A 24,246-nucleotide genomic window follows, 5' to 3' on the forward strand; every position below is an offset into this window, starting at 1 on the left:
GATTTAACATGGATTTTAACAAAAAAAGATGCCTTTCCGCATTCATAATTTATACATGCTTAACAAGCATTGCCCACGCGCAGGGAGCAAAAAAGCTTATAACTCCGGATTTTTTAAAAGCTGTGCATGGAAATATGCGTGTAAGCGCTATCCAATATGAGGGTACCAAAGCATTAAATAAATTTGAGTTCGGGAACAATAGCCTGACAACAGACAGTGCCCAGTGGTTGCTTAACTTAACCGCAAAACAGGGTGCAAGCGCCGGGATATTGGATATCACCGCCGATATTAAGTTAAAAGAAGGCCATGCAGCTGCCACGGCCCTGGAGGTATCTTTTGACTTCAGCCGCTGGAGCAGGAAGAATTATGTTATGGTGCCTGCAAGTATGTATAACGGGAACAGGTATCCTGCCATTGGCAACGGGTACAACCCACCCTATACCAGGGATATGTACTATAACCCCAAAGTGCCGCTAACCATTTCAAATAACCCCAGGTTATCCGCAGAACCCGATAAAGCATCGCTGGTGCAGTTACAAACCGGCAACGCAGCAACGCCGGCAATGTGCTTTTTTTCACCATCGCTAAAGAAAGGCTTTATCCTGTTGACCACCCAGCAGACCCAGTTGGGCAATAGTGGCCTTACCATTGCAGAAAATGCAAAACAAGATAGTTGCAGCTTTAGCATTTCGGCACCGGCAGTGCGCAGACTGGCGCCCGGGTTTGGGGATTTTCATGAAAGTGGTGATAAAGCACACGACTGGAAACCCGGCGACCATATAACCATTGCGATGAGGTTATATGTATTTGATGCCCGCAGCATCCCCGGTTTGCTTACGAAGTTTATGCAGGTACGTAAGGATATAACCGGGCCAAATAGCCCCCGCAATATATTACCTATGAGTAAGTTACTTGCAGTAGGTTCGGCAATATGCAGTGGCAATTTTATACATGTTCCTGCCGGTAGTTATTACAAGCCCGAAAATAATGACGATTTTCAGTTGGGTTGGGTGAGCGGCATGATGAATACCTATCCTATGCTGGCGCTCAATAATCCAAAAGAACGTGAGCGTGTGGCGGAGGAGATCGATTTCATAGTGAATAAACTTCAGGGGAAAAGCGGCTTTTTTTACGGCGGAATCGAAGCAAATGGCCGCCTCCTTTTTGAAAAAATGCACCCCGATTTCGCGGAAGGCCAGGCCATGGTACGCAAAAACAGTGACGCTTTACTGTGGCTGATGAAACATCTGTTGCTGCTGAAAGCGCAGAGTTTTGGAAATATAATTAAGCCCGAATGGGAGTCGGCCGCGAAAAAACTGGCCGAAGCTTTTACTAACACCTGGAAAAGATACGGCGAGTTTGGGCAGTACATCGTACCCGAAACTGGCCGGATAGCCGTATTTAACTCCACGGCGGGGGCGATAGCGCCCGGCGGACTGGCCATTGCGGCAAATTACTTTAGTAATCCGGAGTGGTTTGTAGTGGCCAGGGATGCTGCCAATTATTATTACCAGCGCGATGTGGTGAACCAGGGCCTCACCGGCGGCGATTGCGGGGATATTAGCATGGATGCTAATTCAGAATCGGCATTTGGTTTTTTAGAATCATTGATGGCCTTATACAACGTTACCGGCGATAAAAGCTGGTTGCAGAAGGCTGAGGTAGAAGCGGCGCTTTGCTCAACCTGGATATTGTCCTATGACCCTGTTTTTCCAGCCGGCAGCCAGATCGCAAAGTTGAATTGCCATATGGCCGGGGCAGTTTGGGCCAGTATTCAAAATAAACATTCGGCTCCGGGTATTTGTGAAGCCTCAGGCGATTACCTGTTCAAATTATACCGTGCAACGGGTAACAAATTATATGCAGATTTAATAAAGGATATTCAACATGCGCACGCCGAAGCGGTAAACATGCCAGGTCATTATACTACCAACAACCTTATCGGATCAAGTATGGAACGAATTCAGCCCAGTGACGCCGAAGGCAGGGGCAGTGTCGGCAATTTCATAAACACCCGGAATTCGTGGACGGAAACCAACGGTATGTTAATGGCGATTGAATTGCCCGGAATTTATCTTCAGACAGATAAGGGAAAACTCCTGGTTTTTGATCATGTGGAAGCTGCTGTTTTGAAGAAGGATAAGAAATCGACCACACTGTTGCTGAGCAACAACACCGGGTATGATGCCAACGTAGCCGTTTTTGCAGAAAGTAGTGCCCAGGCTCAGAAGCCGCTTCCGTATACCGCGTTTTTACATTGGCCTAAAGTGATGGTAAAATCAGGGCAAAAAGTACAGCTGCAAATCACAGCCGGCAACAAAATTTTGGCCATTAAAACACTCAACTAAAAACATGACAAACACTGTCGACTCAAAAAAAAGGCGGGACCTGGTAAAGGGGATAGGGCTGCTCGCCATATCATTGCCATTGGGGGTAAAACGCGAACCGAATGTTTTGGCCGCGCCGCATGAAAAGAAACGGGTATTACGGGTAGCGCATATTACAGATGTACATATCCGCCCCGAATACAATGCCCCGGAACGTTTCGGGCGCTGCATTGAAGAAATAAAGAAACATAAGATCGATTTTTTTCTAAACGGAGGTGATTCCATATTCGCTGCCGACTACAATAACATTACCCGTGAACGGGTCAACGAACAGTGGGCGATATGGAAAAACGCTCGCGAAAGATTTAAGGGATATGAAGTATACAGTTGTTTGGGCAATCATGATATGTGGTGGGCTTGCCCTGACAAATCCGACAGCATGTATGGCAAACCGCATGTAATAGCTCAACTTGAAATGCCGGGCCGCTTTTACAGTTTTGAAAAGCATGGGTGGCATTTTATCATTCTCGACAGCAATAATGATAATGCAGGTTCATTAGATGCCGAACAGCGAAAATGGCTGGAGAACGACCTTGCGTCACTGCGGCGCGGCACGCCCGTTTTGTGTATGAGCCATTACCCGATTTTGGGCGTAAGCACCATAATGGAAGGAGGCAACCATACAGATGCGAGATATATCACTAATTTATTTAATAAACACCGGGACAAAACAATCACTTGTATAAGCGGCCATATCCATTTACTTGATGAGGCCGGTTATGATGGCGTTCGCTACTATTGTAACGGCGCCTTAAGTGGATTTTGGTGGGAAGACGGCGATAGTGATTCGGCGGCTAAATGTTATTACCGCGAAACCCCGCCCGGCTATGCTATATTAGATTTATTTGAAGATGGAAGCGTAAGTAACCGCTATTATCCGCATTCGTTCTGACTGAACAGGTTATCCGTATAGTGTTACTTTTAAAAGATTGAACAAATTGAAAAGAAATAAATGAAAAGAAAGCTGTTTTTTTCGACGATTGCTTTTTGGGGCATCATCAACACCGGCAGTTCACAAGAAGCGAATAATAAATTACCCGCCTGGAAGGAAAACGACAGGCCAATCCTTTCTCAGGATTGGCTGGTAAGCCCTGTTCAGCAAAAAGCCGATGTTTATGCTGATGGTAAAAACATTATTTTGAGCAATGGTTTGGTAAAAAGGACCTTCCGGATTCAGCAAAATGTGGCCTGCATTGATTACAGCAATATGAGCAACGGCCAGCAATTGCTGAGGGCTGTAAAGCCCGAAGCAAAGTTAACCGTTGATGGCAGGGAATATAATATCGGAGGCCTTTACGGGCAAAAGGAGAATGCCTATCTGCTGCCCGAATGGGTTAGCGGATTCAAAGGCAATGAAAATGATTTTCAGTTTCAATCCTTTTCGGTAACGGATATTCCTCCCTACATCCGCTGGAAACCGCGGCGATGGGCACTGAATACTGTTCCTGGCTCCGGTAAAATGCTGTCATTTACCTATAAATCAAATGTTGACGGTTTAAAAGATCTGCTTGTTACTGTACATTATGAACTGTATAATAACATCCCTCTTATTGTAAAATGGCTTTCGGTTCAGAATAAAGGAAATAAAGCGATAACGTTAAACAGGGTTATAAATGAGGTGCTTGCAACGGTAGAGGAGGAGAGTGCCGTAGTTGGCTCGCCGGCGCAAATGGAAAAACAGCATGGCCTTTATCTGGAGACTAACTATGCCTTCAATAACTCTATGCGATATGATATCAGCGACCAAACTACCCATTGGAAAGCCGATAGTAATTATACATCACAGGTAAATTATAATTATCAGACCCCGTGTTTATTAGAGGTATACCCGGAAAAGGCTACTGGTATAGCGTTGGGAAAGGGGCAGGTTTTTAACTCGGTTCGCACTTATGAGTTACTGATGGATAGTTATGACCGCGAAAGGCGGGGATTGGCTATCAGGAAAATGTACAGCACCATAGCTCCATGGACAACCGAAAATCCCATTTTTATGCACCTCGTAAGCCGTAACAATGATGATGTAAAAAAGGCTATAGACCAATGCGCTGCGACAGGGTATGAAGCCCTGATCCTCAGCTTTGGAAGCCATTGCAATATGGAAGACAGCTCGGCTGTCAACATCCAACGCTGGAAAACACTGTCAAATTACGCGCATAGTAAACACATCCTGATAGGGGGCTATTCTTTATTTAGTTCGAGGCGGATCAGCGATGAAGATGATGTGATCGATCCGGTAACAAAAAAGCCGGATGCCGCTGCTTTCTTTGGTAATGCCCCTTGTTTGGGCAGCAAATGGGGCCTGGCTTATCTGGATAAGTTAAAATATTTTATTAGTAAAACCGGGTTCGACATTTTTGAAAATGATGGCCCTTATCCCGGTGATGTTTGTGCTTCAACTACACACCCCGGCCATAAAAACCTGGATGATAGCCAATGGCAGCAAATGGAACTGCAAAAAGGTTTATATCATTGGTGCAATGAGCACGGTGTTTATGTAAACGCCCCCGACTGGTATTTTCTGGATGGCACCAATAAAATTGCCTTAGGCTACCGCGAAGTTAATTTTTCTTTGCCGCGTGATCAGCAAATGATCCTGAACCGTCAGAATATTTTTGATGGTACCTGGGAAAAGACGCCCGCAATGGGCTGGGGATTTGTGCCGCTTACCCGGTATCAGGGCGGTGGCCCCGAAGCCGTGCTGGAACCGCTTTCGGATCATTTGAAAGATTATGAACAATTGATGGTGCAATATTACGGGGCGGGAGTCCAGGCCTGTTACCGCGGACCAAGATTGTATGACACCGAAGCTACCCGGAAGATGGTGGTAAGTGTAATTGACTGGTATAAAAAATATCGCAGTATCCTTAACTCCGAGATCATCCATCTTCGCCGGGCCGATGGCAGAGACTGGGATGGTTTGCTGCATGTGAACCCCAAACTGGGTACAAAAGGAATGATCATGCTTTACAACCCGCTTAAAGTTGGCATCACAAGAACCATTAAGGTACCCCTGTACTACACAGGTTTAACAAGTTCGGCCCTGCTCAGGGAAAAGGGAGGGGTAGTTAAAAAGTATCCTGTTGACAGGAAGTATGAGATCACACTAACCTTCAATATTGCGCCCGAGAGTTATACATGGTTTACTATTGAATAAATGGCTACTGATATGGTTAAAACCACCGGCGAAGCGACAAAATTACCCCTCCAGTTTTCTTAATTGTTATTTACAACCACATCGAAATTCATTTGAATGATCTCAACAAAAAAAATAATCACGTACATCACGTTCTTTGTTTTAATACAATCGGGCCTGCACGCCCAGGTGAATAACATTGCGCCGAATATTATACCGGCGGTTCATCAGTGGCAGGCAGGTAGCGGCAGCTTCATTATCAATGCTGCTACGGTATTTAAATTTAAGCCGTCTGCTTCAACACAAAAAACCGTTGCAATATTCCTTGAAGACCTGGCTGCATTGCAAGGCAAGGAACAACAAGCCGGGTTACAGGCAAAAGGAGGGAAGAATGATATCATCATAGAAATCAAACCCCAGCGTCATTTAACCCAACTCCAAAAAGAATCTTATCACCTGGAAATCAAACCGGATAAGGTTATTATAAAGGCAATGGACGAGGCGGGTGTTTTTTATGCTACCAGGACTTTGTTGCAGTTAATTGAACAGAGTGCCGATAAGCAAAGTATTCCTTGTTATACTATTTCAGATATACCTGCTTATCCTTTCAGAGGATTTATGCTGGATGTCGGGCGCAAATTTTTCCCGGTATCGCAGCTGAAAGATTACATATGCCGCATGAGCTGGTATAAAATGAATCAATTACAATTGCATTTAAACGATCAGGCTTTTCACGGCCAGCACTACGCGGCTTTCAGGATCCAAAGCAAAACCTATCCGCAGCTAACATCAACAGATGGGTTTTACACACAGCAGGAAATCAGGGAATTGATACAATACGCCGCAGATCGTGGCATAAATATTATCCCGGAAATTGATGCGCCTGCCCACGCCATGAGTATTTTAGATATTGCCCCCGAGCTAAAAAATGAAAAATTACAGGATGGGCAACTGGATGTATTAAATCCCAAAACCACCGCCATGATGGAAAAGATCTTCGATGAATTTGTACCCTTATTTCCATCACCGTATTTCCATATCGGAACTGACGAATACAGATTTAAAAAGGCTACTACGACAGAAGACCGTAAGGCTTTTGCAGCAGGTTTTTGCAACTATATCAATCATTTCAACAGATACATAGGTGCTAAGGGAAAAAAAGTAATGATATGGTCCGGATACAACGAAATGCCGGGATTTACCCCTATTGATAGCAATATAATGATTGATATGTGGTTGGGTAATAATGCGAAGGAGGAGATTAAAGCGGGTCACCAGGTAGTACAATCAACTGACGGGTGGCTGTATATTGTTCCGGGTACAAATTACTATGGAGTAGATAATAAGTTTTTATATGAAAAATGGGCACCCAACGATTTCGGGCCAAACCAGCAGCTAAACCCGGGCGAACCTGATTTGTTAGGGGCGAAGCTGCATGTATGGAATGATCTTGGGCCAATGGGTTTTACCTATCATGAAACGGCAGAAGAGGTTGCGGTGGCTTTACCCTTAATGGCCGAGAAACTATGGGGCAATAAAATGTCACCTACTTTTGATGAATTTATAAAGAGAGTTGACGGCTTGAAAAACGTACCGCAGGTAAATGATACAAGGCTATTGGACGCTTCCAAAAACAGTGATCCAATCATTGACGTCGATTTCAAAGAAAATACTTTACCCGATGCTGTAAATAAACAGTTAATAAAACCTTTGGCCGGTTATGAATCAAAATCTGTATTAGCGCTTGATCAGCATGATTTTGTTCGGCTAAACTTACCAGCCGACGAGTTAGAACAACCCTGGACATTGAGCTTCCGGGTTAAAAAAACAGATACCCGCGATACAACGACGGTACTGTTCGAATCGCCTTACGGAACAATTTTCCTGAACCTTAAAGATAAAAAATCGGGCAAGACCGGTTTAGGTATTGCCCGGACTGTTGGCTATAAAGAGTACGCAGGTGAGGGTGAAGATTTTTACCGGCAGGTATTTAATGGCACTGTCCCTGTAAATAAATGGACGCAAATAACTTTGACCGGCGGGCATAACACCTGTACTTTGTATATCGATGGCAAAGAAACAGAATCAGTCGAAAAGCAATTCGTTTGTCCGCTAAAAACAATAGGGAGCAGCTGCGGCCATCTTTCAGCTTCATCATTTTTAACTAACATAAAAGTGTTTGGCCGGATATTGAACAGAGATGAAATAATGGCATTGTATTTAAATGCTAAGCTATTAATCGATTAATTAAAGAAAATAGGTTACCATTCCAAATAGCTGGTATTGATTGTTCATACCCGGCCGTTTTAATTTGATGATGAGATAGAACGAAATACGGCTTACTATTGGTCTGGGTGTACAAAAAATGCGCCTCTGATGCTAAATTGGCTTTCTTTATACGCGGGCTATTCAAACAGTGCGAAGATTAAAACAACCATTACCCTTTTGTTGCACCGATGATGGTTTAATTGAAAACGGCTTAGAAATTTTAAAAACAGCTTGCAAAAAAAAGAGTTCACCAATTAGCGGCATTCAAAAGTCATTGAAATAACATAATCGAAAATTTTTTATTAATAAACTTTATTTGAGACCGAAGGGTCTCTATATTTGTGTTGTCATGAAAAAAGGAGAAAGCACCCGGCAACGTATAATTGAGGAAGCCGCAATGATATTTAACAAAAAAGGTATTGCCGGCACATCTGTCAGCGATATTATGGAAGCTACAAAACTGGCGAAAGGAGGCATATACCGGCAATTTGAAAATAAAGAGGCAATTGTAATGGAAGCTTTTAATTTCCTTTCGAAAAGACTGATTAATGCGATCGATGACAAGATTAAAAGCCAAACCAGTGCAAAGGACAAATTATTTGCAGTGCTTGATCTTTATCATGACCGTTTATCGCTTGCAGAAAACGGAGGATGCCCATTATTAAATTTTGGCGTGGAAACTGACGATACCGATCACGTTATCAGGGATCGCGTTGCACTTGGCATCAAATCAATACAGGATAGATTTGCCCGAATAATTTCAGAGGGTATACAAACAGGTGAATTTAAAAAGCATATTGACCCACATGAATTTGGTATATATATGTTTAATTTATTGGAAGGCACGATACTTACCAGCCGGGTGTTTTCTAATAAAGGCCAAATGAAAATGGTTATTGACATGCTCAGGAGCGAAGTCCTGAGCTTTTTGGAATAAATTTTTTTGATATTATTGAGACCTTTTGGTCTCTTTTTGGATATTAATTTTAAAACTTAGTACAATGAAAGCAATTCAATTTACGCAACACGGGGCTTATGAAAATTTAAAGCTTATAGAACTCCCCGCACCCGATTTACTGCAGGGACAATTATTGGTAAAAGTTAATTTCGCAGCAATTAACCCGGTAGATAATACAATCAGGGCCGGGCTTATCCCACAAGCTCAAAGGCTGCCTATGATTTTAGGCAACGAGGCCGCAGGGATTGTTGTAAAAGGTAACAATCAGTTCCCCAATGGAACACGAGTTATTATATCGGCCTTTACCCCGGCGGGTGTCATAAGAGGCATCGCATCTGACGGAGCATGGCAAAGTCATCTTGCTTTATATCCTGAAGAGTTAATTAAAACACCGGCAAACCTATCAGACCAGGAGGCTGCTTCAGTTTTTGTAGGTTTTTTTTCTGCTCAGGCCTGTTTAAATAAAGCGGATTTTGCACCGGGCAAAACTGTGCTTTCTCTGGCAGTGGGTGGCGCAGTTGGCAATGCGGGCGTGCAGCTGGCTAAGGCACATGGTGCATCATTGGTAATAACAACAGCAGGATCGGCCTCAAAAGCAAAAGCTGCGGAATTAGCAGGTTTTGAAAATGTAATTAATTTGGAAAATGAAAGTATTAACGAAGGCGTTATGCGTATTACCGGTGGAAAAGGGGTTGACATCGTTATTGATAGTGTTGGTGGTAATTTAACCGGCAACGCTATTAAGGCCCTGGCCAGAAATGGCATCATCGTAAACATTGGGTATTCTGCAGGGGCACAGTTTACAGCAAACATTACTGATTTTGTGTGGAAGGGCCTTCAAATGCGGGGGCAAAGCCTTTCGGGCTGGTTTACAGCCGAGCAACAGCAATATGTATGGAACCAGCTATTACCATTACTTGCTAACGGCTCTGTAAAACCAACGGTAGCAAAAGTGTTTGATGCCGCCGATGCACCGGAAGCCCAGCGTTATTTAATAGAGGAAAAGCCTTTTGGAAAGGTGTTAATCAAATTTTAAATCAGCTCATTGCATATTAAAACACTTAAAGCCGCTTTAACTACCGGCCTTTAGGAGTTCATTTATCGTTTTGGTTACGAATTTTAGCACGGGGAATTGATCTTCCGGTAGCCCGCAGATGATCATCAAGCTTATTTCACGCAATGAGATGAAAAAGCGGCTGAATGCTTACATTTGGCTATCTGACTATGAAAACGACCTTACTGGCGTATCCTTGCGTCTTTATTTTGATATGCTGTGCTTTCGTACAGCAGGAGCCGCTCCGCCGCTTCGAGCTGAAGGGGTATGCACAAGGTACCACATATAGTATCGTGTATTATGCGCCCGACAGCCTGGTGAATACAGCGCAAACGGACAGCCTGTTAAAGCGTTTTGATCAGTCGGTATCCCTATATCAGCCTAATTCGCTTATCTGCCAGTTCAACCGTTCTGCAAAAGGTATCCGTATAGATGAGATTTTTCGTGTGCTGATCACCCGTGCGCTGCAGATCAGCCACGCAACCGGGGGGCTGGTTGACCCCACAGTGAAACCTTTGGTTGATGCCTGGGGATTTGGTGTAATTAAACCGGTACATGACCCCGACCGGGAAGAAGTGAAAGAGCTCCTTCATAACGTAGGGGCAAATAAAATTAGTTTGAAAGGTACTTTTTTACACAAAACCCAGCCGGAAGTACAACTGGATCTCAACGGCATCGCGCAGGGCTATTCTGTCGATCTGCTGGCGTCTTTATTGGAACAGCATTCCATTCATAACTATCTCATCGAATTGGGTGGCGAATTACGCATTAAAGGCCATAAACCCGGAAACGAACCGTTTAAGGTGGGCATTGAAGGCATCAGCGGTGATGACCTGAACCCGGCCCCGATGCGGAAAGTGATCGAACCGGGGGATGGCGCCATTACTACATCCGGCAATTACCGCAAACATCATGAAGCAGGCGGCAAACAGGTTTCGCATTTGATGGATCCGTTAACAGGTTACCCAATACAAAACGAAATGATCAGCGTTACCGTTTATGCAAAAGATGCGATAACAGCGGATGGCTATGATAACGGGTTTATGACAATGGGATTAAAACGCACATTGAACTTTCTGAAAAACCGGAAGGATCTGGGTGCTTATATTGTATACCGGAAGCCGGATGGCCGTATAGCAGATACGGTTACTGCTTACTTTAAAGGATATCAACAATAAAATTGGATAAATGGAGAGAAGAACTTTTTTGAAAAATACAGGCCTGCTAACAGGCGGACTATTGCTAAACCAAAACCTGAGCGCAATACAGCCCGGGGCCGATCCCGTTAAAATTGCAGTGGTAGGCTGTGGCGACCGTGGTACCGGGATTATGAATATCCTTAACGGAATGCCCGATCAGTTCCGCATTACTGCCTTGTGCGATGTGCTCGATTTCAGGCTGACAGCGGCACAAAAGCTGGTTAAGCCAGGTTCGGTAAAAATATATACGGATTACCGTAAATTAATTGATGACAAGCAAGTGGAGGCGATCATCGTTGCTGTTCCGCTTTACCTGCACTATGCTGTGGCAGCTGATGTTATCCGCTCGGGCAAACATTTATACCTGGAAAAAACGATGACCTATACCATTGATCAAGCGCTTGAGCTTGTAAGCCTGATGCATGGCCGCAGCAACCAGGTGCTGCAGGTTGGTCACCAGTACCGCTATTCGCCTTTATATTACCGGGTTAAGGAGATGATCAATAAAGGCTACCTGGGTAAAGTAACACAAGTGGATTGCCGCTGGGACCGCAATGGCAATTGGCGACGCCCGGTGCCTGATCCTTCACTGGAACGGGCCATCAACTGGCGCATGTACAAAGAATATTCGGGAGGACTGGCGGCCGAACTGCTTTCGCACCAGATTGATTTTATTAACTGGGTTTTTGATACCCATCCGCAGGAATTTTTTGCCACGGGCGGGATAGATGTGTTTAAAGATGGCAGGGAGACCTATGATAATATACAACTGATGTTACGTTACCCGGACCTGGGCCTGATCGGTAATTTCGGCGCAATGTGCGGCAATGCGCATGACGGATATCTTTTCAAGATTAAAGGTACCCTGGGTACTGTATCCCTGCTAACCGACCAGGGCATGTTTTATCCTGAGAAAAAACTATTGAAAGAAAAAGGGACAGTAGATGGCGTAACCGGCGCAACACGTATAGTATGGAATAAAGAAGGAGGCACACCCATTCTGCCCGAGGCGACGAAAGATGGTACCTGGTATGCATTCAACGATTTTTATCAGAAAATACTGCATAATGAGCTACCGGATAGTAATGTATTCACCGGAGCCCGCACCGCCATCAGTGTGCACCTGGGCAACCAGGCGCTATACAGCAAAAAGATCTGCAACTGGGATAACAGTTATAAGATTGGATAATTAGAAGCCCCGATATCGCAAATATCGGGGCTTTGTGTTTCTATAACTATTTGATTCAGCAATTTTAAAATTTAGCCTTTTAAAAAAATCAAAATAAACTTGCGAAACCAATTAGTTGCACATATATTTGCAACCAATCAGTTTCTTATTTAAATAAACCAAACCATGAAAACTAAAATCCTATTTATTTTATGCCTATTAACCGGGCTAATGTTTATCAACGCCGGTTGTGACAAATTTTTTCATTACATGCCGATGCCTAAAGAAATGCCCGAAAAAATGGTGAAAGCGGGGCAGGCCTTTATGCAAATAGGCTGGCTCATGCCGCTGGTGGGTGCCATGGAAATCCTTGGCGGTTTGTTATTGATTATCCCAAGAACCAGGGCGCTCGGCGCATTAGTACTCGTACCTCTTTTAACCGGTATTTTATTGGCTAATATTAGTATGGCCCCATCAGGTTTACCTATCGTATTAGTATTGATCGCAATTGTTCTTTGGGTAATTATTGACAATTGGGAAAAATACCTGCCCATGATCAGGAAATAAGTTTTAAATGAACCGGCGATCTTATTAACCGGTTCGTAAATAGTACTTCAATGAGAAGAGATATTTTTCAGGCTGTTGCCGACCCTACACGGCGGGCTATCATCGCCTTAATCGCCTTACAGGCAATGACACCTAATGCCATCGCCGAGCATTTTGACACTACGCGGCAGGCAATTTCAAAACACCTGAAGGTTTTGACCGAATGCGAACTGGTGAAACAGGAACACCAGGGGCGTGAGATCTACTATCAACTGGAAATTGACAAAATGAAAGAAATAGACAAATGGCTGGAGCAATTCCGTAAGATTTGGGAAACTCGGTTCCTGCAACTCGATAACCTTTTAGCTACCTTAAAAAAACAACAAAAATGAAAAACAACTTGCACTTTGATTTTATTGCAGATAAGGAAAAAAATACGCTGACCATCAGGCGTGAATTTTTAGCCGACAGGCAACTGGTTTGGGATTGTTACACCCGGCAGGAATTGCTCGACCAATGGTTTGCGCCGGCACCCTTAACCACCAAAACCAAGTCAATGGATTTTAGCGAAGGTGGCCACTGGCACTATGCCATGGTAGAGCCCAACGGTACAGAATACTGGGGCTGGACAGACTATCTGAAAATAAAACCTATTGATTACTATACATCATTGGATGCTTTCTGTAATGCAGAAGGTGAAATAAATAAGGATCTTCCCCGCGCGGAGTGGCTTGTGAATTTTACCGACAAAGGAGAAAACGCTTTGGTAGAAACCATTGTAACTTACAAATCGCTTTCAGATTTGGAAACCGTTATCCAGATGGGTATGGAACAGGGAATGATGGCAACCCTCGAAAAGCTCGACCAATTATTATTAACCTTAAAAAAGTAAAAAATGAGCAACAAGATCACAGTTACCGCTACGGTAAATGCAGATGCTAAAAAAGCTTGGGATTATTACACCAATCCCGAACACATTACAAAATGGAACTTTGCAGATCCTTCATGGCAATGTCCTTCTGCATCAAATGATATGCGGGTAGGCGGAAAATACTCGGCAAGAATGGAAGCGAAAGACGGAAGCTTCGGTTTTGACTTTGAAGCTACTTATGACGAAATTGTTGATGGCGAAAAGTTTACCTATACTATGCCAAACGGCAGGCAGGCCTCTGTTGCTTTCAAAGCCAATGGCGATCAAACTGAAGTTGAGGTAGCTTTCGATCCTGAAGATCAAAATCCCCTTGAAATGCAAAAAAACGGCTGGCAGGCCATACTTAACAACTTTAAGAAATATACCGAAGAAAATTAACGTGCTCAGGAAAGTTGTCGTTAATGATAGTTTTACAAAAGCTGGATGGAAACATTCAGCTTTTGTGCTTTTTATTACATGTTAGTATTGTTACACTCATTAAGCTGTATATTTTATACATTGTACAGGTAAATCAATCATGTTATGTTGTTTAAGATCAAAGTGCTTTGTGTCGGCATTACATTATCGTTATGCTCTTTGCTTTCATTTGCGCAGCAAATAAATTATCCTCCTGTTGATAAGGTTGTTGCTGATTTTAAAAAACTGCTGGAAAGGCCTCGTGTTCCGTTAAGTCCATCTTTTACTATCACTCGTACAGATTCAGTTATTATAGAACACGGTTTTATCTATAGCGAAAAGAATGAGCGGGTACCTATCCTGATTTACAAACCTGTTGCCGGCACGAAATTATACCCCGCTGTAATTTTTTTGCACGGTACAGGCGGTAAAAAGGAGGACAACAAAAAGATGTTGTACCAATTGGTTAAAAGAGGGATCATGGGCGTAGCCATTGATGCCCGCTTTCATGGCGAACGCATTGCCGGAGGCGCACATGGCTCAAAAGAATACGTTGCTGCTGCTACCGCTGCCTGGGAAAATAAGGATAAAGCCCATCAAACCCATCCATTTTTGTTTGATACCGCTTTTGACCTTTGGCGGGTAACCGATTACCTGGCAAGCAGGCCTGATGTAGATGCTAGCCGCATCGGTATGGGCGGCATATCCATGGGAGGGATGGAAACATGGCTTGCGGCATCAGTAGATAAGCGGATAAAAGTAATTGTGCTGGATATTGCAGTGCAAAGTTTCAAATGGTCGTTAGATAATGATAAATGGCAGGGGCGTGCAGGTACTATCCGGGAAGCGCATTTGCAGGCAGCTAAAGACTTTGGCGATTCGGTCTTAAACAGGCGTAATGTACAGGCTGTATGGGATAAACTATTACCCGGTATCACCGGCGAGTTCGACTGTCCGTCGATGCTGCGATTGATAGCGCCCCGTGCGATGTTGATTGTAGGCACAGAAAACGATCCCAATTGCCCGCTTCCCGGAGCAAACATAGCTTACGCTTCGGCCATGCAAGTATATAGATCGAAAGGGGCAACCGATAAGATTATGCGCGATGTAACGCCAAAGCTATTCCATACATCTACGCCTGAACATTTTAAAATGACGTTGGATTGGTTTAGCAAATGGTTGTAATACAGCATTGTAATATTAAGGGAAGCCATTAAGTATTTCTAAGAAGCTGTTTAAAGAGTGATTTATTCATTGCCGTTGGCTTCAGCCAACGGTAAAATAGCCAATGAGGAGAGGCTTTAGCCAAATTCAGATGGTATTTTGGCTAAAGCCCCTTAAATTTACGGCATTATTCCGTTGGCTGAAGTCAACGGCAATGAATTTTATTGAATAATTAATAAGTCGCTAATTTAAACGCAGCTAAGTCTTAAAAATAAAATTAACAAAAATTTGCTAAATCGATTTTATTATATAATTTGGTCGTGCGATAACCAATTAATAAATACCGGTCAATTTTAGTTCTGAAGGTTTATCTGTCATAAAAAACTTACGGTAAACGAAGCTTTCTATCCGGTACCACTATTATGAACATAACTACACTACCAGCCTTAAAAAAATGTTTAATAACCGTATTTGCCGCGGGTATGTTGTTTATTCCGGCAACAATGCTGAAAGCGCAAAATGCGGCTTCCTATGTTAATCCTTTTATAGGGGCCAGCACCAGTGCCGATGGAGCAGGGGTTTACCATGGCTTAGGTAAAACGTTTCCGGGCGCTGCCTCACCTTACGGGCTTGTACAGTTAAGCCCAAACACCATAACCGGAGGCGACAATGGCTCGGGCTATAGCTATGAACATAAAAGTATTGAAGGCTTTGCCTTTACTCAAATGAGTGGCATTGGCTGGTATGGCGATCTGGGGAATTTTTTGGTAATGCCTACAGCGGGGCCAATTAAAACCAGTGCCGGTAAACCAGGCACTACAGGGGTTGGATATCGTTCTGCTTACGATAAAAGCACTGAAAAAGCATCAGCGGGCTATTACAGTGTTCTGCTAACTGATAATCATATCAAGGCCGAAGCCACTGCCGCCCCTCATAGCGGCATGTTGCGCTTTACCTTTTCACAAAATAAACAATCGCGTATCCAGATTGATCTGGCCCGGAGGGTAGGGGGAACCTCAACGCTGCAATATGTAAAAGTAGTTGATGACCACACTATTGAGGGCTTTATGAAATGCAGCCCAGACGGTGGCGGCTGGGGCAATGGTGATGGACATGCAGATTATACAGTGTATTTTTATGTACAATTCAGCAAGCCGCTTAAAAACTATGGCATCTGGAGTGCCAATATTCCAAGCGATTGGAGCCGTAAGCTGGACGACGTTACCGGCGATAAATACCAGGAACGCGTAGCTAATGCTGAGATCCTTAAAGGATTGAAGGAAAAGCAGGGAAAGCACCTTGGTTTTTATAGCGAATTTGCTACCAAAGCTGGTGAACAGGTGTTGCTTAAATCAGGTATCTCATTTGTAAGCATAGCCGGTGCCAAAGCCAATTTACAAGCCGAAATAAAAGACTGGAATTTCGATGCTGTTCATCAGCATACCGTTAACCTGTGGAATAACGCCTTATCAAAAGTAAGTATCCAGGGTGGCACCACAGAGCAAAAAACGGTGTTTTATACAGCATTGTACCATACCATGATCGATCCCCGCATTGTAAGCGATGTTACAGGGCAATATATGGGCGGCGATGGCAAGGTGCATCATACTACAACATTTAAAAAACGCACCATATTTAGCGGGTGGGATGTTTTCAGGAGCCAGATGCCTTTACAAACTATTATTAATCCGTCGCTGGTTAATGACCTGGTTAATTCGCTGGTTACCCTTGCCAATGAAAAGAAGAAAGATTACCTGGAACGCTGGGAACTGTTGAATGCCTATAGCGGTTGTATGCTTGGCAACCCGGCTGTAGCTGTAATGGCCGATGCTTATGCCAAAGGCATCCGTAATTATAATATACCAGATGCCTATAAATTAGCGGTGAGCACTGTTGAAAAATTTGGCAATGGCGATAAGGGTTTTACTCCGGGTGGTGGCGGCATAAGCTATACGCTTGAATACGCCTATAACGATTGGTGCGTTGCACAGCTTGCAAAAGCGCTTAACAAAACACAAGACCTAAAAAAATACGACGAAAGGGGAGAAGCCTTTAAAAACATCTTTGACGCGGATAAAGGTTGGTTCCGGCCTAAGGATAGTACCGGCAACTGGCTTCCGTGGCCTGCAGAGGGACGCATTAAACAATGGTATGGCTGTATTGAGAGTAACCCTTATCAGCAGGGATGGTTTGTACCGCAGGATGTAAATGGTATGGCAAACCTAATGGGCGGCCGCGAAAGAGTGATAGCTGATTTGAACAATCTTTTTGAAAAAACGCCCGATAACATGATGTGGAACGATTACTACAATCATTCCAATGAGCCTGTACACCATGTTCCATTTTTATATAACAGATTGGGCGCTCCATGGCTTACCCAGAAATGGACCCGTGAGATCTGCCGCCGGGCTTATAAAAACTCCGTAGAAGGTTTGGTGGGCAACGAAGATGTCGGGCAGATGTCGGCCTGGTATGTATTGGCAGCGAGTGGCTTGCATCCCGTTTGTCCCGGCGATACCAGGCAGGAGATCACCAGTCCGGTATTCAATAAAGTAACGTTAAAGCTTGATCCTAAATACGCAAAGGGTAAAACCTTTACCATCATCGCCAATAACAATTCGGAAAAAAACATTTATATACAGGCGGCAAAGCTTAACGGCAAAGCCTACAATAAATGCTATATAGATTATAAGGATATTGCTGCCGGCGGTACGCTCGAGTTAAGTATGGGCGCAACACCCAATAAAAACTGGGGGATCTGATAATTTAGGATATGCGTGAAGGAAAGATGAGCAGGTTTTTTATATAGAATTGCTAAATCGATTTTATAAATTGAATGATTTTACAGCACTAACCAAACATCAAACCAAATTATAAACCAAACCAAATTATGAAAACAAACCTGTTCACCTGTACCATGACGGCCATGGCCTTGCTGGCCTCATGCAGCAAACAAGCTGCCGTTAAGTACCCCAAACCTTTTGTACGCACAGATTCTGTACAACTAACCAGCGGATCGCCGGTAAGCTCATACGGAACCTTTTTCATCACCAACGTGTTAAGCGGTAAAGCTATTGAAATTAATAGCAGCGGTATGCTTAATGATGGCACCGGTGCGCAGCAAAACCAATACTCGGGCAGTGGTACGGCCACGGCTCCCAACCAAAAATGGATAATTGTACAACAGGGTAGCGGCGCTATAACCAGCACTACCAAATTTAAGATCATGAACGTAGCCAGCGGTAAATATCTGGAAGTACCCTTGGCCACCACGAATCCCGGTACAGGCCTATGGCAGGATAAAGCCAACACTAACAATGCCCAGCAATGGTATATTCAGGCAGTAAGTACCGGCGTTTATAAAATTATTAATGTGGGTAATGGGCTTGCGGTCACCAATCATGGATCATCTGCCACTAATGGTACGCCTATTACCCAGGAAGTATTTGTTGCCGGGAATACGGCGCAAACCTGGCTGCTTAACGGGCTTACAGCCGAGGCTTACCGCGACGATGATGTCGTGAATTTTTTTCACCGTACCAATGGCACCGTGGCTTTTGATGAGGGAAAAAGTATCCCGCTTACCTATGGGGCCAACAACGGAAAAGTGCTTTGGATAACTGAGGATGCCTATGAATCGTCACAGCTTCAAAGTAACGGACAGTTATATTGCCAGTTTTTTAAGTATCATAATTCGGCCCTGCTGCAGCCGGCCAGTCACAGCTGGGATCAATCCCTTACGCCAAATATCACTACCAATAATTCGCCGGTAAACAGCATGGAGATCATTGAAAGCCCGGGCGATCATAACTCAACCTACCGCTGGCCCGGCGCGGGAATTGAGGCCGGTAGCCACGTTTATCTTTACACATTTGAATCGGCCAACGGTGCTACGCCCGAAAACCAGGTGCTTTATGACTTAACTCAAAATACATCCGGACTTAACTGGGGTACAGCCGCACGATTAACACCTGCGGGCATGTCGGGCCAAACAGAAACCGGGTTTTCAAACGGGATGGTTAAAAACGCTACTAACGACTCGGTATATGTTTACGGAAGCAAAAGCGTTTTCTTCAATACGTCCAATGTATTCCTGGCCCGCTTCCCGGTAAGTAACCCGTCTAACTGGTCGTTCTGGACAGGCTCTTCATGGTCGTCAACCCGTACAACCGCTTCGGCGGCAGCTATAAACGTAGGTGCGGGCAATACCACGCAGCAAAATGTGACCATATCAAAAGTGAACAATAAATATGTAATGATGCAAATGGACCTGGGCTATTTTTGTGATCCGGCGAGCCATAACATTTATATTTCAACGGCCGATAGTCCTAAGGGGCCTTTCACTGCGCCTAAAATGGTTTTCACCATCAATGATGTTTACCAGGGCCATTTGGCAAAGTACTATACCCCGGCCATCCACGCTGAGTTTATAAACGGACATAACGAATTGCTTGTTACCTATTGCCTTAATTATAATGGTGATGGCGGCAGCTGCAGCACAACCACCTGCGTAAATAATAACCAGGATCCTAACTTTTACCAGGTAAAAGCAGTAAGGGTTCCGTACAGCCTGGTGGGTTTATAGTTTGAATTTATTTTTTGCTGAACACATTATAATTAACAGTTAATGAAAAAGTTGATTTTATTATTAGTACTGATAGCAGCCCGGGGAGCAGTAACTGCCCAAAACATAGCGCCATTTCGCGCGGGCGACCGGGTGGCTTTTGTTGGCAACAGTATTACGGATGGGGGCCATTACCACTCGTACATATGGTTGTACTATATGACCCGTTTCCCTAACATGCGGATAACCTGCTATAACGCCGGCATTGGCGGCGATGTTGTAGGGCAGATCAACGACCGTTTTGAAGATGATGTGTTCAGCAAAAAACCAAATGTATTAACCCTTACCTGGGGCATGAATGATACCGGTTATTTTGAATGGTACCGCCCCGATGCACAGGATGTTATGGATAAAAGGATCCAGGGCTCATACGATAACTATACACTGCTGGAAAACAAACTAAAGCAACACCCTGAGATCCGTAAAATTTTTATTCTTGGTTCGCCTTATGATGAAACAAGCAAGTTTACTACAAAAAATATCTATCCTAAAAAAAGTGCGGCTTTTTCAAAGGTGATCGATTTTCAGCAAGCAGCAGCGAAAAGAAATAACTGGGGTTATGTTGATTTCTATCATCCCATGACAGAGATCAATCTGCGTGAGCAAGCCAAAGATTCCACCTTCAGCTTAACGCCTAATGACAGGGTGCATCCGGACAATGACGGGCACCTCGTGATGGCTTATCTTTTTCTAAAGGCGCAGGGCTTTAGCAATAAGGTAGTGGCTGATGTAGCTGTGGATGCTAAAAATAAAAAGGCTGTTAAGGCGGTGAATTGTAAAGTAACTAACGTGGTTTCTTCGGCAGATTCCGTATCGTTCAATTACCTCGCAAATTCATTGCCGTACCCCATTGATACCATTCCGCGTGGCTGGGGAAACCGAAAAAAACAAGCCGATGCGCTTAAGGTTGTGCCGTTTACCAAAGAAATGAACCAGGAGTTGCTTGCCGTTAAAGGGTTAAAAACAGCCAATTATGATGTCCTTATCGATGGAGAAAAAATGGGTAGCTGGTCGGCTGAGCAATTGGGCGCAGGTATCAACCTGGCCGAGATCACTATAACACCGCAATATCAGCAGGCCATCCAGATCAGGGAACTGAACGAGGAACGTTGGGACATTGAAAGGCGTATCCGCATGTATACCTGGATGCAGTTTGACTTTTTAAAAGGCAAAGGCTTGTTATTCCATGATACCAACGCCGCTATGGATACCATAAGCAAGTATGCCAAAAAAGACATTTTTGTTAACGGAAATAAAGATAACTATACCCGTGCCCGTTACAAAAGCCTGCGCGATGCCTGGCAAAAAGAAATGGATGTACTTACCGACCAGATCTACACCATCAATAAACCGCAAAACCATCACATCACCATCATCGCCTCAAAATAAAATCACTATATACTGATGAATATTAAAAAGTTACTATCTATTCCATTGTTTATTGGCCTTGCGGTTTACAGTTTGAAAGCTGCCGCCGCAACGGTTGATACGGTGCTGACCCACAGTGCCATAATGAACAAAGACATTAAGGCTGTGGTGATCAGGCCGGCCGATTATTCAAGCACCAAAAAGTACCCGGTATTATACCTGCTGCATGGTTTTAGCGGCAGTTACAGCGATTGGATTAAAAAAGTCCCTGCTGTTGCCGGTTTGGCCGATACTTATCATTTTATTATAGTTTGTGCCGACGGCGATTTTGCTGGCTGGTATTTTGATAGCCCAACCATTAAGGATTCACAATACGAAACCTATGTAGGTACCGAACTGGTGAACTGGGTTGATAAGCATTATTCAACCATAACCGACCGGAAGGGGAGGGCCATAACCGGTTTGAGTATGGGCGGACATGGCGCGTTGTATATAGCGTTTAAGCATTTAGATAAATTTGGTGCTGCCGGGAGCATGAGTGGCGCGGTTGATATCAGGCCTTTTCCGGATAGTTTCGGCATCGAACGCGTATTGGGTAAATACAGCGAACACCCCGACAGGTGGGAACAAAACAGCGTGGTAAACCTCATCTACCTGTTAAAACCCAACTCACTTGCTATTACTTTTGATGTTGGTTATGATGATTTCCTTTACCAGGCTAACCAGGAACTGCATGAAAAGTTGCTTGAACGCAAAGTCCCCCATGATTATACTGTAAGGCCGGGAGGCCATACCTGGGAATTTTGGGGCAATTCCATCAACTACCAGGCACTGTTTTTTAGTCGTTTTTTTGGCGGAATGAAATAAATGATGCCGGGTTACCAATAAATTGGTGCTAAGTTTTTAGTTCAATTTACACGTTCAGGTATCGAAAAAGAGAAAATCAGACCTGTGGCTTCCGCTTAAGTACTATGGACTTAAATAGATAACGCTTTTATAATAACAATTACAACATTTTCAACCGATTGCAAATGTTGTAACTGTTAAAATTCCCGTATAGAAATTGTGATTTTTAAAATTATAAAAAAATAACTCGAAAAATTTGCTAAATCGTTTTTATAAACTATATTAGTATCAGATTTCAACATCTGAATTATAAACCAATTAACAAACAGCTTTTAAAACATTTGCTCCGCGGGTTAAAAAATATGAAATTGCTAAAACGATTTTATATTTTTCTCTGTCGAAGCACGATGTTAACTAACCCCTATAGTATGAAAAAACTTTACTTTAAGGTTCTTGCTTATTCGGTTTTCGGGGGCTTCCTTGTTTTTACTTCATGTAAAAAGGAAGGTTTCCTGGGGCAAACACAAACATCAAACCTAACCGGCGAGACGGTGTTTACCGATAGTGCTAATACCGTATCGTTTTTAGCCGGTATTTACAGCAATGTTGGTTTTAGTGCGGCGGCAGGAAGGTTTACCTACGGGCCAATACTTTCGCCTACGCCTAACGGCGGTATCGATGCTGCCTCCGACGAAGCGGAAGTATCAGCATCTGCCGGATCAACAGCCCTGGCATTTGAAACGGGCACCATCAATGCCGCCGTGGTTACCGATGATGCGTATAAAACCTGTTATACCAATATCCGCTCGGTAAACCAGTTGCTTAAAAATTTGCCTAAGGCACCAATCAATAATTTCGTCAAAACACAAATGAAAGCCGAGGCGCGGTTTTTACGGGCCTGGTATTATGCTATATTACTGAAACATTATGGCGGTGTGCATTTACTTGGCGACAGTGTTTACACCTATACGGATAAGATCCCCGCTGCCCGCAATACCTACGCCGATTGTGTGAATTATATCCTTGCCGAGTGTGACGCGGCAGCGCAGGACCTGCCGACTGTGCAATCGGGGGTAAACTACGGCCGTGCATCAAAAGGGGCCTGCCTTGCGTTAAAATCAAGGGTGCTGCTTTACGCCGCAAGCCCTTTGTTTAATGGGCAGTCTATTGGTGAGGGTAAAACGCTTGAATTGGCGGGATACCCGGCTTACGATAAAGAGCGCTGGAGACTTGCCGAACAAGCTGCGGCCGCCGTTATCTCAACAGGGGTGTATAGCCTCAACGTTGACAATGCCACCGCCCCGGGTTTTGGCTTTCAAAAGCTGTTTACCAAGCGTGTAAATACCGAATATATTTTCCAGTTGATGCGCCCGACCGGCAACGTGGATTTAGAAAACTTATGGCAGCCGCCAACCCGTACGGGCAAAAACGGTGCTTTCCCCCTGCAGGGATTGGTTGATGCTTTCCCGATGAGCAACGGTAAAAATATAACAGACCCTACATCAAACTATAATCCCAATAATCCATATGCTAACCGCGATCCGCGTTTGGATTATAGCATCATCCATGACCAAACACCTCTGCAAATCAGGCTTTCGTCGGGTACCTCACCCATAAATATTTTTGTTGGTAAATACAACGGAAATACAACAGGACCTGATGCCGTACATGTTGGCACTACCACCGGATACTACACCAATAAAATGCTTGACCCGGCTGCCGTAGCCAATGATTTTATGCACCGGACAGATCGTTGCCTGCCATTGATCCGCTATGCCGAAATCCTGCTGAACTATGCTGAAGCTGCTAATGAATATGAAGGGCCAACCGCATTAGTTTATTCGGCAGTTGAGGCTATCCGTCAAAGGGCGGGCTTAAACCCATACCAGTTGCCCGCGGGTTTGAGCCAGGCTGATATGCGTACAGCCATTCAAAATGAACGCCGTATTGAGCTGGCTTTTGAAGAGCACCGCTTTTGGGATGTGCGCCGCTGGAAAATTGCTGATCAAACTGACAACATCATTACCAAAGGCATGGAAGTTGACCGCGATGGTGCTGCGGTGGCCTACAAACAATTTGATGTGCGCAAACGCAATTTCCGTAAAGCGATGTACCTGTGGCCTTTCCCGCAAAGCGAGGTAGCCAAATCGCCCGAACTGATCCAGAACCCGGGCTATTAATCACCGACAGTATAATAGTATTGA

General features: G+C 44.1%; 18 protein-coding genes. All 18 read left to right on the forward strand.

Going from position 1 to position 24,246, the window contains the following annotated elements; genetic code table 11:
* Window positions 1–8 precede the first annotated feature (8 nt).
* The 18 genes from ABIC84_RS02710 to ABIC84_RS02795 all read left to right on the forward strand — a co-directional run bounded on the left by ABIC84_RS02710 (window position 9) and on the right by ABIC84_RS02795 (window position 24,222).
* Window positions 9–2,348 (forward strand): hypothetical protein, encoded by a 2,340-nt coding sequence (locus tag ABIC84_RS02710; RefSeq protein WP_429262583.1) that lies wholly within the window; start codon window positions 9–11, stop codon window positions 2,346–2,348.
* Between the two features lie 4 nt (window positions 2,349–2,352).
* Window positions 2,353–3,279, forward strand: coding sequence for a metallophosphoesterase family protein (locus ABIC84_RS02715; protein ID WP_426587038.1), 927 nt, complete (start codon window positions 2,353–2,355; stop codon window positions 3,277–3,279).
* Between the two features lie 60 nt (window positions 3,280–3,339).
* Entirely contained in the window at window positions 3,340–5,541 is a 2,202-nt protein-coding gene (locus ABIC84_RS02720; RefSeq protein WP_429262584.1) for an alpha-galactosidase, read from the forward strand.
* Window positions 5,542–5,637: 96 nt separating this feature from the next.
* Complete coding sequence (locus ABIC84_RS02725) at window positions 5,638–7,767, forward strand: family 20 glycosylhydrolase (RefSeq protein WP_429262585.1); 2,130 nt, start codon at window positions 5,638–5,640, stop codon at window positions 7,765–7,767.
* A 370-nt stretch (window positions 7,768–8,137) separates the two neighbouring features.
* A complete protein-coding gene (locus ABIC84_RS02730) occupies window positions 8,138–8,725 on the forward strand; it encodes a TetR/AcrR family transcriptional regulator (RefSeq protein ID WP_429262586.1) in 588 nt (195 codons plus the stop codon).
* 64 nt (window positions 8,726–8,789) lie between these two features.
* A complete protein-coding gene (locus ABIC84_RS02735) occupies window positions 8,790–9,782 on the forward strand; it encodes a quinone oxidoreductase family protein (protein WP_426587045.1) in 993 nt (330 codons plus the stop codon).
* Between the two features lie 188 nt (window positions 9,783–9,970).
* Entirely contained in the window at window positions 9,971–10,978 is a 1,008-nt protein-coding gene (locus tag ABIC84_RS02740; protein WP_429262587.1) for an FAD:protein FMN transferase, read from the forward strand.
* Between the two features lie 10 nt (window positions 10,979–10,988).
* Window positions 10,989–12,188, forward strand: a complete 1,200-nt coding sequence (locus ABIC84_RS02745; RefSeq protein ID WP_429262588.1) for a Gfo/Idh/MocA family protein — start codon at window positions 10,989–10,991, stop codon at window positions 12,186–12,188.
* Between the two features lie 165 nt (window positions 12,189–12,353).
* A complete protein-coding gene (locus ABIC84_RS02750) occupies window positions 12,354–12,734 on the forward strand; it encodes a MauE/DoxX family redox-associated membrane protein (RefSeq protein WP_429262589.1) in 381 nt (126 codons plus the stop codon).
* A gap of 50 nt (window positions 12,735–12,784) precedes the next feature.
* Window positions 12,785–13,105 (forward strand): ArsR/SmtB family transcription factor, encoded by a 321-nt coding sequence (locus tag ABIC84_RS02755; protein ID WP_090527244.1) that lies wholly within the window; start codon window positions 12,785–12,787, stop codon window positions 13,103–13,105.
* A complete protein-coding gene (locus ABIC84_RS02760; RefSeq protein ID WP_429262590.1) occupies window positions 13,102–13,605 on the forward strand; it encodes an SRPBCC family protein in 504 nt (167 codons plus the stop codon). Before ABIC84_RS02755 ends, ABIC84_RS02760 begins: the two co-directional genes overlap by 4 nt.
* A 3-nt stretch (window positions 13,606–13,608) precedes the next feature.
* On the forward strand, window positions 13,609–14,022 hold the full coding sequence (locus ABIC84_RS02765) for an SRPBCC family protein (protein WP_426587055.1): 414 nt from the start codon (window positions 13,609–13,611) through the stop codon (window positions 14,020–14,022).
* A 144-nt stretch (window positions 14,023–14,166) separates the two neighbouring features.
* The gene (locus ABIC84_RS02770) at window positions 14,167–15,225 is read left to right on the forward strand and encodes an alpha/beta hydrolase family protein (RefSeq protein ID WP_429262591.1); all 1,059 of its coding nucleotides are present in this window, start codon (window positions 14,167–14,169) and stop codon (window positions 15,223–15,225) included.
* Between the two features lie 401 nt (window positions 15,226–15,626).
* Window positions 15,627–17,966, forward strand: a complete 2,340-nt coding sequence (locus tag ABIC84_RS02775; protein ID WP_429262592.1) for a GH92 family glycosyl hydrolase — start codon at window positions 15,627–15,629, stop codon at window positions 17,964–17,966.
* 128 nt (window positions 17,967–18,094) lie between these two features.
* Window positions 18,095–19,789, forward strand: coding sequence for an RICIN domain-containing protein (locus ABIC84_RS02780; protein WP_176627393.1), 1,695 nt, complete (start codon window positions 18,095–18,097; stop codon window positions 19,787–19,789).
* Window positions 19,790–19,831: 42 nt separating this feature from the next.
* Window positions 19,832–21,217: a GDSL-type esterase/lipase family protein gene (locus ABIC84_RS02785; protein ID WP_429262593.1), complete on the forward strand. Its 1,386-nt coding sequence runs from the start codon at window positions 19,832–19,834 to the stop codon at window positions 21,215–21,217.
* Between the two features lie 15 nt (window positions 21,218–21,232).
* Complete coding sequence (locus tag ABIC84_RS02790; protein ID WP_429262594.1) at window positions 21,233–22,063, forward strand: alpha/beta hydrolase; 831 nt, start codon at window positions 21,233–21,235, stop codon at window positions 22,061–22,063.
* Between the two features lie 407 nt (window positions 22,064–22,470).
* Window positions 22,471–24,222, forward strand: coding sequence for a RagB/SusD family nutrient uptake outer membrane protein (locus ABIC84_RS02795; protein ID WP_429262595.1), 1,752 nt, complete (start codon window positions 22,471–22,473; stop codon window positions 24,220–24,222).
* Window positions 24,223–24,246 lie beyond the last annotated feature (24 nt).

Origin of the sequence: Mucilaginibacter sp. 3215 (genome assembly GCF_050433785.1) — a bacterium.
Classification (GTDB): domain Bacteria; phylum Bacteroidota; class Bacteroidia; order Sphingobacteriales; family Sphingobacteriaceae; genus Mucilaginibacter.

Bases quoted from the DNA above. Each gene is read 5' to 3' on its own strand.
- ABIC84_RS02795 (WP_429262595.1), top strand. From the start codon at position 22,471: ATGAAAAAACTTTACTTTAAGGTTCTTGCTTATTCGGTTTTCGGGGGC.
- ABIC84_RS02745 (WP_429262588.1), top strand. From the start codon at position 10,989: ATGGAGAGAAGAACTTTTTTGAAAAATACAGGCCTGCTAACAGGCGGA.
- ABIC84_RS02765 (WP_426587055.1), top strand. From the start codon at position 13,609: ATGAGCAACAAGATCACAGTTACCGCTACGGTAAATGCAGATGCTAAA.
- ABIC84_RS02710 (WP_429262583.1), top strand. From the start codon at position 9: ATGGATTTTAACAAAAAAAGATGCCTTTCCGCATTCATAATTTATACA.
- ABIC84_RS02755 (WP_090527244.1), top strand. From the start codon at position 12,785: ATGAGAAGAGATATTTTTCAGGCTGTTGCCGACCCTACACGGCGGGCT.
- ABIC84_RS02790 (WP_429262594.1), top strand. From the start codon at position 21,233: ATGAATATTAAAAAGTTACTATCTATTCCATTGTTTATTGGCCTTGCG.
- ABIC84_RS02770 (WP_429262591.1), top strand. From the start codon at position 14,167: ATGTTGTTTAAGATCAAAGTGCTTTGTGTCGGCATTACATTATCGTTA.
- ABIC84_RS02780 (WP_176627393.1), top strand. From the start codon at position 18,095: ATGAAAACAAACCTGTTCACCTGTACCATGACGGCCATGGCCTTGCTG.
- ABIC84_RS02715 (WP_426587038.1), top strand. From the start codon at position 2,353: ATGACAAACACTGTCGACTCAAAAAAAAGGCGGGACCTGGTAAAGGGG.
- ABIC84_RS02740 (WP_429262587.1), top strand. From the start codon at position 9,971: ATGAAAACGACCTTACTGGCGTATCCTTGCGTCTTTATTTTGATATGC.
- ABIC84_RS02775 (WP_429262592.1), top strand. From the start codon at position 15,627: ATGAACATAACTACACTACCAGCCTTAAAAAAATGTTTAATAACCGTA.
- ABIC84_RS02720 (WP_429262584.1), top strand. From the start codon at position 3,340: ATGAAAAGAAAGCTGTTTTTTTCGACGATTGCTTTTTGGGGCATCATC.
- ABIC84_RS02730 (WP_429262586.1), top strand. From the start codon at position 8,138: ATGAAAAAAGGAGAAAGCACCCGGCAACGTATAATTGAGGAAGCCGCA.
- ABIC84_RS02785 (WP_429262593.1), top strand. From the start codon at position 19,832: ATGAAAAAGTTGATTTTATTATTAGTACTGATAGCAGCCCGGGGAGCA.
- ABIC84_RS02735 (WP_426587045.1), top strand. From the start codon at position 8,790: ATGAAAGCAATTCAATTTACGCAACACGGGGCTTATGAAAATTTAAAG.
- ABIC84_RS02760 (WP_429262590.1), top strand. From the start codon at position 13,102: ATGAAAAACAACTTGCACTTTGATTTTATTGCAGATAAGGAAAAAAAT.
- ABIC84_RS02725 (WP_429262585.1), top strand. From the start codon at position 5,638: ATGATCTCAACAAAAAAAATAATCACGTACATCACGTTCTTTGTTTTA.
- ABIC84_RS02750 (WP_429262589.1), top strand. From the start codon at position 12,354: ATGAAAACTAAAATCCTATTTATTTTATGCCTATTAACCGGGCTAATG.